The 16,646-nt window shown below is 40.3% G+C and carries 14 protein-coding genes and 2 tRNA genes; 7 read left to right on the top strand and 9 right to left on the bottom strand.

The window, feature by feature from the left end:
• Positions 1-60: 60 nt before the first annotated feature.
• Entirely contained in the window at positions 61-711 is a 651-nt protein-coding gene (locus tag VXM68_RS15130; protein WP_294349726.1) for a peptidylprolyl isomerase, read from the bottom strand.
• A 195-nt stretch (positions 712-906) separates the two neighbouring features.
• Here VXM68_RS15130 and mgrA point away from each other — a divergent pair, with 195 nt between their 5' ends.
• Positions 907-1,947, top strand: a complete 1,041-nt coding sequence (gene mgrA / locus VXM68_RS15125) for an L-glyceraldehyde 3-phosphate reductase (RefSeq protein ID WP_293952658.1) — start codon at positions 907-909, stop codon at positions 1,945-1,947.
• Positions 1,948-2,004: 57 nt separating this feature from the next.
• On the opposite strand, the gene VXM68_RS15120 is transcribed toward mgrA, so the two are convergent.
• The 3 genes from VXM68_RS15120 to VXM68_RS15110 all read right to left on the bottom strand — a co-directional run bounded on the left by VXM68_RS15120 (position 2,005) and on the right by VXM68_RS15110 (position 3,091).
• Positions 2,005-2,502 (bottom strand): DUF1697 domain-containing protein, encoded by a 498-nt coding sequence (locus VXM68_RS15120; protein WP_367209232.1) that lies wholly within the window; start codon positions 2,500-2,502, stop codon positions 2,005-2,007.
• A gap of 9 nt (positions 2,503-2,511) precedes the next feature.
• On the bottom strand, positions 2,512-2,814 hold the full coding sequence (locus VXM68_RS15115) for an MGMT family protein (RefSeq protein ID WP_367209231.1): 303 nt from the start codon (positions 2,812-2,814) through the stop codon (positions 2,512-2,514).
• A 203-nt stretch (positions 2,815-3,017) separates the two neighbouring features.
• Positions 3,018-3,091 (bottom strand) — tRNA-Arg (locus tag VXM68_RS15110).
• 185 nt (positions 3,092-3,276) lie between these two features.
• On the opposite strand from VXM68_RS15110, the gene VXM68_RS15105 reads away from it, so the two are divergent.
• Positions 3,277-3,795, top strand: a complete 519-nt coding sequence (locus VXM68_RS15105; protein ID WP_293952652.1) for a YceI family protein — start codon at positions 3,277-3,279, stop codon at positions 3,793-3,795.
• Between the two features lie 55 nt (positions 3,796-3,850).
• A tRNA-Ser gene (locus VXM68_RS15100) sits at positions 3,851-3,935 on the top strand.
• A 103-nt stretch (positions 3,936-4,038) separates the two neighbouring features.
• Here the strand turns inward: VXM68_RS15100 and VXM68_RS15095 are convergent.
• The 5 genes from VXM68_RS15095 to VXM68_RS15075 form a co-directional block, all read right to left on the bottom strand.
• Positions 4,039-4,404, bottom strand: a complete 366-nt coding sequence (locus VXM68_RS15095) for a response regulator (RefSeq protein WP_293952650.1) — start codon at positions 4,402-4,404, stop codon at positions 4,039-4,041.
• A gap of 68 nt (positions 4,405-4,472) precedes the next feature.
• Positions 4,473-5,303: a protein-glutamate O-methyltransferase CheR gene (locus tag VXM68_RS15090; protein ID WP_294186439.1), complete on the bottom strand. Its 831-nt coding sequence runs from the start codon at positions 5,301-5,303 to the stop codon at positions 4,473-4,475.
• Positions 5,304-5,675, bottom strand: coding sequence for a response regulator (locus VXM68_RS15085; RefSeq protein ID WP_294349715.1), 372 nt, complete (start codon positions 5,673-5,675; stop codon positions 5,304-5,306).
• A 14-nt stretch (positions 5,676-5,689) separates the two neighbouring features.
• Positions 5,690-9,292 carry a response regulator gene (locus VXM68_RS15080; RefSeq protein WP_367209229.1) on the bottom strand — a complete coding sequence of 1,201 codons (3,603 nt, stop codon included), beginning with the start codon at positions 9,290-9,292 and terminating at the stop codon, positions 5,690-5,692.
• Complete coding sequence (locus tag VXM68_RS15075; protein WP_294186445.1) at positions 9,279-10,766, bottom strand: ATP-binding protein; 1,488 nt, start codon at positions 10,764-10,766, stop codon at positions 9,279-9,281. The genes VXM68_RS15080 and VXM68_RS15075 overlap by 14 nt, the downstream gene beginning before the upstream one ends.
• 145 nt (positions 10,767-10,911) lie before the next feature.
• Here VXM68_RS15075 and VXM68_RS15070 point away from each other — a divergent pair, with 145 nt between their 5' ends.
• From VXM68_RS15070 to pdeM, 4 genes are read left to right on the top strand one after another with little or no spacing between them, the layout of a single operon-like run.
• Positions 10,912-11,910 carry a ligase-associated DNA damage response exonuclease gene (locus tag VXM68_RS15070; protein ID WP_367209228.1) on the top strand — a complete coding sequence of 333 codons (999 nt, stop codon included), beginning with the start codon at positions 10,912-10,914 and terminating at the stop codon, positions 11,908-11,910.
• Positions 11,911-11,918: 8 nt separating this feature from the next.
• On the top strand, positions 11,919-13,499 hold the full coding sequence (locus tag VXM68_RS15065; RefSeq protein WP_367209227.1) for an ATP-dependent DNA ligase: 1,581 nt from the start codon (positions 11,919-11,921) through the stop codon (positions 13,497-13,499).
• Positions 13,500-13,516: 17 nt separating this feature from the next.
• Complete coding sequence (locus VXM68_RS15060; protein ID WP_367209226.1) at positions 13,517-15,979, top strand: ligase-associated DNA damage response DEXH box helicase; 2,463 nt, start codon at positions 13,517-13,519, stop codon at positions 15,977-15,979.
• Complete coding sequence (gene pdeM, locus VXM68_RS15055) at positions 15,976-16,641, top strand: ligase-associated DNA damage response endonuclease PdeM (protein ID WP_367209225.1); 666 nt, start codon at positions 15,976-15,978, stop codon at positions 16,639-16,641. Before VXM68_RS15060 ends, pdeM begins: the two co-directional genes overlap by 4 nt.
• Positions 16,642-16,646: the final 5 nt, after the last annotated feature.

The raw sequence follows: 16,646 nt of genomic DNA, 5'->3' as shown, positions 1-16,646 counted from the left end.
CTTCACAAACAGCCCCTTGCTGGATCCGCTTCATACGACGTCCAGTAAGGATTTATAAAATTATTTACTAATCTCGACAATCTCGAAAGGCACTTTTTGAAGTGGATAATCTTGATTGTCCGTTTTTAGCTGGCTAATTTTCATGATTACCTCAAAACCTTCATAAATTTCACCAAAAACAGTAAAATCATGATCCAGTCTGGGCTGCCCACCATTGGTAAGGTACTCTTTCCTTTGTGCAGCAGTATATTTTATACCTTTCTTTAATTCCAAACTGTGGAGTTCCGCTGCTGTAATTTTCTTCCCCACAACAAAATAGATTTGATTCAAAAAAGATGCCTTTTCGGGGTTCCCGTCTCGTCCCGCGCCAAGTGCTCCCATTTTATGAAAAGCACGATCGTCGAATTCCGCTGTCAGCCGTGGCTGTTGATGAAGAGGATCTGCAGCCTCACGTTTTGCAATATCTATATCATGCTCTCCGCCCTGTACAACAAAATTTTCGATAATCCGATTAAATAAAGCGTCGTGATAAACATGATCTCGAATTGAACGCAAAATTAAATCACGATGATGAGGTGTATAGTCATAAAGAACAACTTTAAAATTACCGAATTCGGTTTTAAAAAGCAGATGTTTTGACTGTGCATAACCATTAAATACAGTAATCAAGACAAAATATAGCGTGATTTGAACTTTCCTTATCGCTTCCATAAAACAATTCTTTAGTGTGTATAAAAATACATAAAATTTAGTTTTGCGAAAGCCAAATTAGAACAGTTTTCTCTATGTCTCGTAATTAAAATAGCACACGATTTATCGTAAAGTTCCCTCACTCCAAAAACTTACGAGCAAAACTTGCAAATAAGCAAAAATTTATCTTAGTTTATAGGAAACTTATTCAATACTATGCAGTATATACCAAATTCAGCCCGATACCGTAATATGATCTATAACCGCTGCGGGCAATCCGGCCTTTTATTACCAGCAATATCTTTAGGCATGTGGCATAATTTCGGAGACGATACTCCGCATCAAACCAAAGCAGATATCTGTACAACGGCATTTGACCTCGGCATTACGCATTTCGATCTTGCAAACAATTATGGACCACCTGCTGGAAGTGCTGAAAAAGCCTTTGGACAAATTTTACAGGAACAATTTCACGGCCTACGGGACGAAATCATCATTTCATCAAAAGCAGGTTATCACATGTGGAGTGGACCCTATGGAGAATGGGGTAGCCGTAAATATCTGATCGCAAGCTGTGAACAATCACTTAAACGACTGGGTATCGACTATGTTGATATCTTCTATTCCCATCGCTTCGACCCTAACACACCATTAGAAGAAACCATGTTAGCGCTAGATCATTTGGTCCGCAGCGGAAAAGCGCTTTATGTAGGTATTTCATCTTATAATTCCCAAAGGACTAAGGAAGCTTATGCGATCCTAAAATCATTAGGGACACCCTTCATTATTCACCAGCCCAGCTATTCCATGCTTAATAGATGGGTAGAAACTGATGGCTTACTTGATACCTTGGAGTCGATTGGAATTGGCTCTATTGTATTTTCGCCGCTGGCGCAAGGCATGCTCACCGACAAGTACTTGCATGAAGTCCCTCAAGACAGCCGCGCTTCGCAATCAAAATCACTTCAGAAAAAATTCCTAAACGAAGAGAATCAGAAAAATATCCTTTCTTTACATGCTATCGCACAGCGTAGAGGACAATCTCTAGCGCAGATGGCTATCGCTTGGGTCCTACGTAAGAAACAGGTTACATCGGCGCTGATCGGTGCATCAAAACCACAGCAAGTTAAAGATTGTGTAGGTGCACTAACAAATTTGTCTTTTAGTCAAGATGAGATTCAAGAAATTGATCTCTATGCAAAAGACGGTCATATTAACATCTGGGCTCAATCCGCAGAGATCGATCAAGAACGATAAATTAAAACTGATAAAAGTATTGAAAAGATAGAGAGCCCAAGTAGAAATGGGCTCTTTTTATGATTCGCCCATGTTTTGCAATATCTTCCCAAAAGTATTTATATTACGGCTTGTCATTTTATTTTTCAAATGCTTTTTCCGCAACACGTTTCCAAACGCCGAATCCAAGGTATTCCCTTTGGGCACTCGCCAATAAAAAATAGCATGGACTATTTCAGCATTCTCCCCTGGCAAAGGGATTGAATGGTTGAATTCGCCCATCAATATCCTTTCGATGCCGTCGAGTCCAACAAATGCATATACATTATAATCGTCATGCATGTCGAAAGGATTATTTTTCTCGAGCAAACACACTTCTTCCTTTGACCGGATAAACAAGGAAGCATCATAGAAAAAATGTGTCGACATGCATTCTTCCATTAACCGCTCAAGGAGTTCTGCCGACTGGTCAGACGAAAAGATAATATTTCCAGAAGCCATTATGGATGTGACATCAGCCATCTTAATATCAATTCCTTTCACATTCACTCCACGTAGGAAAGCACAGGATCTCATTTCTTTAAATTAATCATTTAATTCCTTTATTGGATCCCAGAACAACTTTTTAAAATCCTTAACTCGACAGTTCTTTATAACAAGTCCCTCTGCTTCCAAACGTTCCTGAAATCCAGGCACTGCTAGCATCCCCCCACTTGAAATTACTCGGTGGGCCGGAACATCGGCCGGGCATCCACCCATTACCTTGCCAACATGCCGCGAATGATTGGGATAACCTAGGGCCTTGGCAATCGCCCCATAGGTCGTCACCCGTCCATGTGGAATCAATTTAGCCACTTCATATACTTGTTTTTTGAATCTCTCCTCCATATTAACACGCTTTTTAGTAAACAAAATTATTAATATGGAGAGTCAAACGACAGCGCTCTAAATACGACATATCGATCATTTACCCAAAACTTTCGATATGATCCTTATGATCCCCAATTCTTATGTGATTTAAAAATATTAGGTAATGCGTGAAAGTACCACACACAAAAAGCCCCTTTATGCTAAATAAAAGAGCTTTTTAGTACGCCAATCAGGATTCGAACCTGAGACCGTCGGTTTAGAAAACCGATGCTCTATCCAGCTGAGCTATTGGCGCGTTTCTTTTGGTAATGCAAAAGTAGACATTTGCTTCATATTTCCAAAATATCAATTCGATTTTTTTGTGGTTTTCCAATAACTCGTTGCATTTCAACAAGATTATTTTATTGATGTAGGTCAAACAAAATAAATAAAACAGCTGTTACCTTTGTGTTATTAAACAAATAATAAAAACATAAAATTATGGCACAAGGAAAATGGGAATTAGACGCTGCACATAGCGAGATAGAATTCAAAGTAAAACACATGATGATCACAAACGTTAAAGGAAACTTTGACATTTTTAAAATAGATGTTGATGCAGCGGGAGAAGATTTTAAAAATGCGCTTGCGAAAGTGGTTATTGATACGGCATCTATCAATACGCGTAATGAACAACGCGATGGCCACCTCAAAAGCGCAGAATTCTTTGATGTAGAAAAATATCCAGAGATTACGTTTGAAGCAACGAGTTTAGAAAATGATGAGATTAAAGGAAATCTGACGATACGTGATGTTACTAAGCCCGTATCATTCGACTTAGAGTTTGCTGGCATACAAAAAGATCCTTGGGGCAATACCAAAGCTGGATTTATCGTAGAAGGTAAAATAAAACGTTCGGAATTTGGACTTAGCTGGAATGCTGCACTGGAAACAGGTGGCGTGATGGTAAGTGATGAAGTAAAATTTAGTGCTGATATTCAGCTTATAAAAGCTCAATAAGCTCAATTTATAAAATAAAATTTGGTGGAAGAGCAAAAATTCGTACTTTTGTCGCGGAGAGTTGGCAGAGTGGTCGAATGCGGCGGTCTTGAAAACCGTTAACTGTCACAGGTTCGGGGGTTCGAATCCCTCACTCTCCGCAGAAAAAGCCTTTCATTGTTGAAAGGCTTTTTTATTTTGTAAGGAACTCTACCAAGTGAAGAACTAAACCATTGCTGGTAGCAGATCCGCATACCAATTTTGTTAAGCGATATATTTATGTACAATATTTTCCAGATCTTCCAAATCAAATGGTTTGGATAGAAAATCATCTGCTCCGGCGCGATCAGCCAGCGATTGAATATCGTTGTTCGCTGAAACGTAAATTACGGGAATATGATTAAATCGAACATCCGCTTTCAGCAGCCTAGTTGCTTCAACACCTCCTATATTAGGAATCCAATTGTCCATCAAGATGAGATCAGGCTTTGAAGATTCGACCCGTGGGATAATATCATGAGAAGTTTCGGAAACTTCAACATTCAACCCTAAATCCATTAATACGACAGTTATGACTTCCAAAATAATGGTATCGTCATCAAATATTAATACAGTTTTTGTTTTACTCATAAAATAGTTAAAATACTTTACTCCCTACGTTTAATATTGGATAAAAAATCATATCTACATGCATACAGCTACAAGGTATAAAGTTTTTTCCAAATTTTATGATTGCCAACAGCCGTAAAGTTATGCTGAATGCTAGAAAATCGTATCGTTTCTTTACTACCTAAACCTAAATATCCTAAATTTTCAAGACTCGAGTCGAATAATTTAAAAACTCGTTCCTGCAATTCCTTATTGAAGTAAATCAATACATTGCGGCACAAAATCAATTGAAAACTGTTAAACGAAGTGTCGGACACCAAATTATGCGTTGATATAATCATTTTTCTTTTCAATTCATCATCAAATTTTGCACACTCATAATTGGCAGTATAATAATTCGAAAAGTCCTGCTTTCCCCCTGATTCCATATAATTTTCAGAGAAAGTCCTGACCAAGCTCAATGGATAAACGCCATTACGCGCAATCTCAAGAACTCTAGGATTAATATCTGTTGCATAAATCAACGACTTATGGTATAGATTAGCTTCTTTTAACAAAATGGCCATAGAATATGCTTCTTCACCTGTAGAGCAGCCAGCAACCCAGATCCGTATTAAAGGATAGGTACCCAATTGAGGAAGAATTTCTTCTCGAAGTTCCCGAAAAAATAGCGGGTCCCGAAACATCTCTGTCAAATTTACCGTAATCTCTTCAACGAAATGTTGTAGAAATTCGGCATTGTCTTTCAAAGCAAATCGCAGTTCAGCAAAGCTTGCCAATCGGTCGTTGGTCATTATTCGATTAATCCTTCTCTTAATGGAGGCTCTACTGTACTGCAAAAAATCATAGCCATATTGACGGTATATATCCTCGAGCAAGATATCAACCTCATGGTCTCTTATCATATTATAGCCCAACATCTAAATCAATCTTTCAATTTCAAGCGTCAATTTATCAACGTCAATAGGTTTAGAAATATAAGCTTGCGCCCCGGCATGTAAACATTTTTCTCTATCCCCACTCATCGCTTGTGCCGTAACAGCTACAATAGGTAACCGACTATTGGAATTCAACTTTCGGATTAACTGTATTGTTTCATAACCGTCGACCTCCGGCATCATCATATCCAACAAAACCAGGGCAATCTGATCGTCCGTTTTCAATAGTCGGATCGCATCCAGAGCTGAATTACTGCTCAACACCCGATATCCTTTGGCCTTTAGAGTCAAACGCAATGCAAAGATATTTCGCTGATCGTCATCTACAATTAATATCACCTTATTTTGATCCATATATCCAAACTTCCTTAGTTATCATATAACCACACACGCAATAAAGACAGCAATTGATCAATATCCACCGGTTTGGAAATATAATCAGACGCACCAGCCTGAATGCATTTCTCCCGATCACCAATCATCGACTTTGCCGTAACAGCAATAATTGGTAGTGCTACGTATTGGGAATTCTGACGGATATTTTTGATCGTCTCATAGCCATCCATCTCAGGCATCATCATATCCATCAGCACGATATCGACGGATTCTCCCGAAGCAAGGACATCTAAGGCCTCTTTTCCATCCATGGCCGGAAGGACCTTTACTTTAAATTTCTCCAAAGCTTTGGTCAAGGAATAGATATTTCGAACATCATCATCGGCTATGAGTACCCTCTTTCGTTTCAACACATCGGTTAATGACCCTAATCCATTATTCTTTCTTTTTATATCATCTGCATTATTGACTTCTATTAAATGCAAAAACAACCCGACTTCATCAAGAATACGCTGATAGGAATGTGCAGTCTTCACCACAACGGAATCTGCATATTTCTTTATCTTGAGTTCCTCAGATTTGGACAGATTTTTTCCGGTAAAGATGATGATAGGTAAGTTTTCAAGACCTTCATGCTGCTTAATAGCCTCCAAGGTATGGTATCCCATTTCATCGGGCACCCCCATATCCAAAATTACACAATCAACATCGGCCGTGCGCAAAGCCGTGATACTGTCTTCAACATTATTTTTTACTTCAAGGGCGATATTAAAACTACTTAAAAAATAAGATAGTGCACTGGCATGTTTGGGATTTTCCTCCACAATAAGTACTTTCTTCGGAGAGGACTTTAGAGCCAATTCAATCTTTTGAAATATGTTTGTCATTTGCTCTAAAGCAACAGGCTTATTTATGAAATCAATCGCTCCTTTTAATAAACTTTCTTTTTTTACCGATAGGGAGGACATGACATGCACGGGAATATGGCGTGTTGCCTTGTCACCCTTCAATCGATCCATAACTGCCCATCCATCCATTACGGGCAATTGTATATCCAATAAAACAGCAGCAGGTTTGTATTTTAATGCTGCAGGCAAAGCGTGGTCACCACGCACCACCACAACACCCTTATACGTTTGTTTGCGTGTATACTGCAATAGGGCCTTAGCGAAATTAACGTCGTCCTCTACAATCAATATTACCTTGTCATCCTCTTTAATCGTATCTCGGTCATCAGGTACTTCCTCTGGGATGGGAATCGTTAATGGATTATAACCATCCTCTCTAATGAGCTCAATGACGTCCTCCACCTCTGAAGATATCTCATCAACAAGCTGCTCTTCTTTCGACAGTACCTCACTGACCTCATTTTTATATTTTGGAATAACAAACAAAAATGTACTGCCTTTCCCCTCCGCACTCTCCAACCTAATCTCTCCACCCAAAAGACGCGCAATTTCACGGCTAATAGAAAGTCCTAAACCTGTACCGCCATACTTTCTTCTGGTCGATCCATCGGCCTGTTGAAAAGCTTCAAAAATGATTTTTTGCTTCTCAAGGGGTATACCGATACCAGAATCAACAACGGCAAAAACCAACTTATCCTTATCCTGGGAATCTTCGTAAATATCCAAGCGTACCTCACCTTCCTTGGTAAATTTTATTGCGTTCGAAATCAAATTGCGAAGAACTTGGTCTATCCGAAGACGATCGCCCTCAAATCTTGCAGCCACCTCATCACTGATATTCGTTTTGAAAATCAATCCCTTTTCTTGTACAACCGGCAAAAACAGACTATTTAAATCTGATAGAATGTCGTTTAGATCCAACGTCGTATATTCCAAAGTCATCTTGCCGGATTCAATTTTAGAAAGGTCTAAGATTTCATCAATAAGTGTTAATAAACTTGATCCCGAACTCTGAATGACTTTGGCAGACTCAATCTGATCTGAATTCAGATTCTCGCTGACGTTCTCTGACAGCAACCGCGAAAGTAGCAAAATTGAATTGAGCGGGGTACGGAGTTCGTGGGACATATTGGCTAAAAATTCCGATTTATATTTCGTGCTCATCGCCAACTCCTCGGCCTTCAGTTGAATTTCCTTATTGCGTTCTGCAATCATTAGATTTTTATCTTCGAGCAATCTAGAACGCTCTTCCAGCTCTTTATTGGATTGTATAAGTTCCTCCTGTTGAACTTTTAATTCCTCTTCCGAAGACTGAAGACGTAGCGTTTGAGCCTCCAGTTCTGCATTTAAACTCTCAAGTTCTGCATGTTGTGTCAACAGCTCTTCAGACTGCACTTGGGTCTCTTCCAATAATGTTTGAATCTTTGCACGTCCTTTGGCAGACATCAACGCAATGCTTATCTGCCTGGCACACTCATGGAGAAAGGTCAATTCAACTGCAGTAAAATTATTCATTTGACCGATTTCTAATACCCCTAGCACTTTATCTTCAACCAATAAAGGTAAGAATTGAATATAAGGCACATTAATTTTTCCATTCGCAAAACTTACTACATATTCCCCCGTATTAATATTATTTAGAGCTTTTGTTTGCCGGTCAATATACACCTGACCGATATATCCTTCGCCAGGTAAGAAAGATTTCTGCACCTGACTATCCAGTCCATAGGTACCCATTAATAGTAATCTCTCTTCATTAAAAATATAAATTGCACCACTAACCGCATCCATATAGCTCACAAGGGTTTTAATGGAATCCGAAGCAATCGCATCTTCGTTTTTATTCCCCATTAATTCTATATAGAGTTTAGCATAACCCGCATGCAACCAGTCATTATCAGTAAGTTGTCCAAAGGATTTCTGCAGCGCTTTAGACATCCGGTTAACAGATTTCGCTATCGCGCCAAGATCGTCATCCTCCAATTCTTCCACTCTTACATCGTATTCTCCCAATGCGATACGATTAGTAATCCTTTGGATTAAATTTAAACGTTTTGAAATTACTTCATCCTTTTCCCGAAGTGATTTTTCAAGCGTTAGGCGCTTTTTGAAATCTCTCCTTAACCGAACATAAAAATAACTGGTAATAATAAGAGAAAGTAAAGCACTGATTACAATAAATAACGTTGTAATTAAAGAGGAATTATCCAGTTTAGCCGATTTGCGATCAATATTCTCATCCTCATATTGAATAATTTCATTGATAATCTGACGGCATTTGTCCATCACCATTTTACTGCGATCCAACTGCGCAGCACTAACCACCCCACCCTTTCTTTTGGTAGCTACCGATTCCTTTAAAATTTCCATCCTCAAGTTTGCTGCTGTTAGGAAGCTATCCACCTTAACTCCTTGTACTGGATCCTGATGAGTTAGCATCTCCATTTCCTTTAATTCGGCAGGTAAATTTGCTAATGCATTATCAAAGGGCTCTAAATAGCTCTCCTTTCCAGTTAATAGAAACCCCCGATTCCCAGTTTCAGCTCCTTGCAAAGAATTAAGGGCGGTATTCGATAGATTGATAATCTTTCTTGTCACAGCAAGCTCCCGACGATGCCTGTTTTGTTCCTCAATCCCGATATAGGAAGCCGTAGAACTCATAAGCAGTACAATCAATGAAAAACCGATTCCCCAAGTTATATTACTGATTATCTTAGCATTTGGCATCCTCGGGTATAGTTACAGGTAAAGTAAAGGAAAACGTAGCTCCTTGTCCACCCGAACTCTCAACAGAAATCGTTCCTTGGTGAGCACGAATAATTTCAGCGCAGATATAAAGCCCTATGCCGAGTCCCTGAAAATCAAAAGACGTTTCTTCTACACGATAAAATTTCTCAAAGACATCGGCCTGCTTTTCTACAGGTATTCCTATTCCGAAATCAATGACACTGATTTTTACAGTATCGCCAATAACAGTACAGTCGACAATTACTTTTTCCGTACCAGCAGCATATTTATAGGCATTGGTCAAAAAATTTACCAGCACCTGTTCAAGGCGGATCTCATCACCATAAATCTGTACATCTGTAATATCACCTGTTCGTAGCAGTTTCATATTGCTTTGCTCATGCGTCTGAACAATGGAGTCTATCGCACTTTTCACCATATGCTCAAGCGGAAATACTTTTTTATTAATCAACAACTTCCCATTATCGATCTTTGAGAGATCCAAAAGGTCAGAAATTAGACTATTGAGTTTGTCTACCTGCCCCTGCACCCGTGTTACATATTTTGCTTCGGCACTCTCTTCATCTAATTTTAGCTTTCGATCCAGTAATTGCATGTATGCCTTTATGCTTGTCAATGGTGTTTTCAACTCGTGACTCGCGATACTAAGAAACTCATCTTTTTCCTTTTCTGCCTTTTTCTGTGCGTCAATATCCGTAAATGTTCCTACCCATTTACTTTCGCCTTTTTCTAAAATAGGCCACACACGCAAAAGTTGATACAGATATTCACCACAAGCCCGTCGTTGAATGCGAACCTCCATTTCTAGTGGCTTTCCCGAACGAAGACTGGCATGAAGCTCCTGCTCAATAGACGGATCGCCAGGATATGTTTGCGGAAACTTTACAGCATCATCGGAAAACTGAAACCAGCGACCATTTACAAAATCAATAGTCCCCTCATGATTACATGTAAATGCAATTTGTGGTAAAGACTCCAGAAGTGTATGCAAATAGTCTACCTTCGAACTAAGCTCTTTCTGTGCCTGCTTACGCCGTTCCACTTCCAGTTCTAATGTTTGTTGAACATCTTTAAGTGCTTGCGTCTGTTCATATAACCGATAAAATGTCTTTACTTTCAACAGGAGAATATCAGGATCAACAGGCTTGGTCACGTAATCCAAACCGCCCGAATTGTACCCTTTCGTGATAAAACGTTTATCCGTATTTACAGCAGACAAAAATATTATCGGGGTTTCTTTCGTTTTGCTAAACCCTGCAATATTTTCAGCGACTTCAAAGCCATCCATATCCGGCATCTGAACATCCAGTATAATTAATGCATAATTATATTTTAAAATCTTCTTTAGAGCTTCCTCCCCAGATTGAGCGGTATCAACTTCAAAATTCTTGGATTCAAGTAACTTTTGTAACGAGTAAATATTATCCGGATTATCATCAACAATTAATATCATAGTGTATTTGAACTTAGCATCAAGGTTAACAAATCTAAAAAAATTTAGCTGAATACCACTAATCGAATTGAGGATTACCAAAAGCAAGATATATCGGAATGAAATAAGTAAAACTTTAGTGTATCAAAGGCTGTTTTATTGATATATGATACGTTTTACATCGAAAGGTATATACTGTATTCCGGGCAAGTTTTATCTTGACCCCTGGAAACCTGTTGATCTGGCAGTTATCTCCCACGGTCATGCAGATCATGCTCACTGGGGAATGAAAAAATACCTCTGTCATCATTTTACAGTAAATATCCTTCGAAGCCGGATAGGCCCTGATATTCAAGTTCAGGGACTGGCTTATAATGAACCTATACATATTAATGGTGTACGTGTTTCTTTGCATCCGGCCGGTCATATTATTGGCTCCGCCCAGATCCGACTTGAGTATAAAGGGAAAGTGGTTGTATTTACGGGGGATTATAAAATACAGGACGACGGCCTATCGACACCTTTTGAACCAATTAAATGTCATGAAATTATTACAGAAAGCACCTTTGGTCTCCCTATTTATCGTTGGGAGCCAGTTGATACGCAAAATGAACGCTTGCAATCGTGGATTAAAAACAACCAGAGCAATAGAAAAACTTCAGTATTTATAGGTTATTCACTGGGAAAGTCGCAGCGCATTTTAAATGCAGTTCATGAGATGGGTCCAGTATTTGTTCACTATAGTATTGCTAAACTTAATGAAGCTTACCTTCAAGAAGGAATAAAATTACCGCCCTATCAAATTGTAGATCTAAAGGAAGGACTCAAAGTACTCGACAATCAGATTGTATTACTTCCACCTGCCTTATTGGATAGCCAAACGCTTCAAAAGATACCGAATATGGCTTATGCGATCTGTTCGGGCTGGATGCAAATCCGCGGTGCACGACGATGGCGTAGTGCTGATGCAGGATTTGCGATCAGTGACCACGCCGACTGGCCTGGTTTACTGCAAGCTGTACGTGGAAGTGCAGCGGAAAAAGTATATGTCACACACGGTCAGACGGCAACATTCGCCAAATACCTGAATGAAATCGGTATTGAAGCCGAAGAAGTCACGACTCAGTACGGTGATGAAGAAGATCCTCAGGAACAAACGACTTAAGACAGCCCATGAAAGAATTTGCGAACTTAATCAATGCGCTGGACAGCAGCAATAAGACGAACTTGAAAAAAGAGGCTATTTTGGAGTTTTTTAATCGAGCCTCTGAAAAAGACAAACTTTGGTTTTTAGCCCTGATGACAGGAAAAAGACCTAAACGTAGCATTGCTGTAAAGGATCTCAAGATTTGGACATTAGAAATAACAGAAATTCCCGAATGGTTATTTGTCGAATCATACGCCGCTGTAGGAGATCTGTCCGAGACCTTATCCCTACTTTTACCACCTGCATCTCAACTGATAGAAAAAAGCTTAAGTGAATGGATGGATGAAATTACCACCCTGCAGCATGCCACCATTGCGGAAAAGAAAACTTTTGTTCTACATTCTTGGAATGCACTGACTACAGTCGAGCGTTTCATCTTTAACAAACTTCTGGGCGGAAGCTTCCGTTTGGGGATTTCCGCAAAAGGCCTCATCAATACCATAGCTCAATATACAGGTACCGAAGCCAGTGCCGTAGCACATAGCATTATGGGTGAGTGGAATCCGAATGAAGTCGAATTCGAAAAGCTCGTCCGCGGTGCATATAGTGACACAAATTTGTCCAAACCTTACCCTTTTTGCCTCGCTTATCCTATTGAAAAAGATGCTGAGCAGCTCGGAAAGATTACCACATGGCAAGCTGAATATAAATGGGATGGTATCCGTGGACAGATGATCAAACGCAATGAAGACATCCACATCTGGTCTCGCGGCGAAGAGCTCGTCACGGCCCAGTTTCCGGAAATTACAGCAGCACTTAGTCAATGGGAAGGAGATTTCGTACTGGATGGAGAAATTCTTGCTATTAAAGACGGACAGGTACTCAACTTTTCCGAACTTCAAAAACGGATCAATCGCAAAACCATTCCAAAAGCGCTTCGAGATGAAGTCCCTATTTCAGTTTACCTTTATGATCTGTTGGAACTCCATGGTAACGATCTTCGCGATAAGCCGCTAGCCTATAGGCGCTCCTTGCTGGAACAACTCCATACAGCAAATCGGGATACCATCTTAAAATTGTCACCCTTGATACATGCTGAAAACTGGACAGCACTCCAGCAGATTCAGGCGGCAGCGCGCGAAATCAACAGTGAGGGTATCATGCTTAAGAAAATTGATTCCGCGTATCATGCAGGCCGCAAAAAAGGAGATTGGTGGAAGTGGAAAGTAAATCCCATGAGCATCGATGCCGTACTCATTTACGCACAAAAAGGAAGCGGCCGCCGCAGCGCTCATTACACAGATTATACCTTTGCCGTAAAGGATGGAGATCAGTTAGTCACTATTGCCAAAGCTTATTCAGGACTTACCGATAAAGAAATCCTTGAGGTAAGCCGATTTGTGAAAAAGAATTCAATCGAAAAGTTTGGCCCGGTGAGAACGGTTAAGCCCGAACTAGTTTTTGAAATTGCTTTTGAAGGAATAGGTTACAGTAAACGGCACAAATCAGGTGTAGCATTGCGATTTCCGAGAATACTACGCTGGCGAAAAGATAAAATTGCTACGGAGATCGACGAATTGGATAACGTTAAAAAATTGATACAATAAAAGTTTGATAGCATACAGTGAGCGATAAAATAGTGCATAGCGAAGGGTTTCGAATTGTAAGCAATTATTTTGAATCCCAAGGAAATAGCCCCTTTAGCTTTCAGACAAAGGCCTGGGAGAAATATGCACAGGGATACAGTGGACTGGTTATCGCCCCCACAGGATTTGGAAAAACCTTTTCGCTATTTATGGCGGTATTGATAGATTTTCTAAATAAGCCAGAACGCTATCAAAAAGGATTAAAACTACTGTGGATAACTCCGTTGCGCTCGTTAGCGAAAGATCTTGCCCGTGCCATGCAAAAAGCCATAGACGATATCGGACTGGATTGGGTAGTGGAGGTTCGCAATGGGGATACCGATGCCAAGGTGAAAGCCAGACAAACACGATCGATGCCTGATATCCTACTGGTTACGCCAGAAAGTTTGCATTTGCTACTGGCGCACAAACAACGTGACAAATATTTTAAGAATCTCCAATGCGTAACGGTCGATGAATGGCATGAACTTATGGGCAACAAACGCGGTGTTATGGTCGAGCTCGCGCTCGCATTTCTCAAATCACAATTTAGAGCATTGCGTGTTTGGGGTATCACAGCGACAATTGGCAATCTCGACGAAGCAATGGAAGTTCTATTACCAACGGAAAAAAAGCGCATTAAAATTGTTGCCAAAGAAAAAAAGCGGATTGCAATCAAACCGATTTACCCTAGTAAAGTAGAACTACTGCCCTGGGCAGGTCACCTAGGAGGAAACTTGGCTGATCAAGTCGTTCCTATTATACTCAATAGTAAAAGTACCATTCTCTTCACCAATACACGCAGCCAAAGTGAGATGTGGTATCAGCTCCTTTTACAGGCGCACCCCGATTTTGCCGGACAAATTGCCCTCCACCACAGCTCAATCGATGCGCACATTCGTGAATGGATCGAGGAGAATCTTAGTAGCGGTAAACTTAAGGCTGTTGTATCAACCTCTTCATTAGATTTAGGTGTAGATTTCAAGCCCGTGGATACAGTTATTCAGGTAGGATCAAGCAAAGGTGTAGCTCGATTTATGCAACGCGCTGGCAGAAGCGGACATAGTCCTTTCGAAACATCAACCATCTACTTCGTTCCAACACACTCACTGGAGCTGATCGAGGTTGCAGCGCTGAAAGATGCTGTGAAAACCCAAACCATTGAAAACCGCGACCCGATGGTGCAGACGTTTGATGTGCTTGTTCAATTCATGGTAACGATCGCTTTGGGCGGAGGATTTCGTTCGGAAGAACTGCATGCGACCATTGCTAATACCCATGCCTTTAGATACATGGAAGAGCAAGAATGGCAATGGTGCATGTATTTTATCACCGCAGGCGGAAAGATCGGTAAACGCTACGAAGAATTCCACAAAGTTATACAAGATGACGACGGAAATTGGATTATCAAAAACCGTCGTTTGGCTTTGTTGCATCGACTCAATATTGGTGCCATTGTAGGCGACGCCATGATGCGTGTCAAATTTCTTTCGGGCGGCTACATTGGAATGATCGAAGAATACTTCATAAGCAAACTCAAAAAAGGTGAGCGGTTCATACTCGCAGGACGAATCCTAGAACTTATTATGGTTAAGGACATGACTGTATTTGTAAAAAATTCATCCGGAAAAGCCATAACGCCAAGCTGGCTTGGCGGCAGACTACCGCTGTCGTCCAATCTCAGTCACTTTCTTCGAAAAAAGCTCTCCGAATCTCAAACTCCCCCCTCAAATGAAAAAGAACTGCAATTTTTAGCACCTCTTATAGCAAAGCAATCCTCCCTTTCTGCAGTACCGAGTGAATCGGAATTCTTGGTTGAGCATATCAAAACGAAAGAAGGTTATCATCTCTTTTTCTATCCTTTGGAAGGTAGGTTAATACATGAGGTGATGGCTGCCCTCGTCGCTTATCGTATCAGCAAATTGTATCCCATCAGTTTTTCCATGGCCATGAATGACTATGGTTTTGAACTCTATTCCGATAAAGAAATTCAACTGACCCAGACTCAGCTCGAAGCAGCCTTGAGTCGTAAAAATCTAATGGAAGACGTTATTAGCAGCATCAACTCTGCCGAAATGGCCAGCCGCAAATTTAGGGATATCGCTGTTATTTCGGGATTGGTTGTTCAAAACTACCCGGGCACACAGCAAAACAACAAATCCCTGCAAGCATCATCAGGAATTATTTTCCGGGTACTGATGGAACACGATCCCGACAATTTACTACTTAAACAAGCTTTTAGCGAAGTATTTAATCAGCAGTTGGAAGAATATCGTTTAGTAAAAGCGTTCGACAGGATTAATAATAGCAAAATACGTTATACCTTTGCCCAAGAATATACGCCATTAAGCTTTCCCATTAAGGTAGACAGTCTCCGGCAGTCGTTGTCGAGTGAGGCACTGATTGAACGTATTCAACGGATGGAGAAGAGCAACGCGCAAAAAAAGAAACGTAGAAGATGAAGCTTTCTGAACAAACAATCACATTCAATAAACAACAATTAACACTTAACAATCAAAGGTCTATATTTTGGCAAGCAGAAAAAGCATTGATCCTATCAGACCTCCATCTTGGCAAAGCTGCACATTTCAGAAAAAACGGCATTGCCATCCCTACTGATACAGCTATTGCCGATCTTAAACGACTTGAAGGCTTAGTAGATCACTATAAACCCGATCAAGTTATTGTGGTCGGTGATCTCGTTCATGCAAGTATCAATAGTGAAGTCCTGTTACTGGAAGAGTTCAGGAAAAGATATACAGGACTCAAGCTCCACCTGGTCAAAGGAAATCATGATCGGCTATCGAAAAATATCACCGAGCAATTTGCTATCCAACATCATGACGAAGTTTTTGCTCTAAAGCAAATACAATTTAAACACCATCCTTCCGACGCAATCGATCCGTCATCGTTCCGGATTAGTGGCCACTTACATCCGGGGGTGAGTATCGTTATACCACCAAAGCGACAACTTCGCCTACCTTGTTTTTTAGTCTCTGAGCATCAGATCATACTACCTGCATTTAGCAAATTTACAGGAATTGACAGCAGGGAACTATCCATTAAATATAAATGTTACGCAATCTCAGAAGACCTCATTTTTCCTATTCAAAAAGGCAGGTAGCAATG

Source organism: Sphingobacterium sp. R2 (assembly GCF_040760075.1).
In the GTDB taxonomy this organism is placed as follows: Bacteria; Bacteroidota; Bacteroidia; order Sphingobacteriales; family Sphingobacteriaceae; genus Sphingobacterium.
This window is presented reverse-complemented; position numbering and strand designations above follow the sequence as displayed.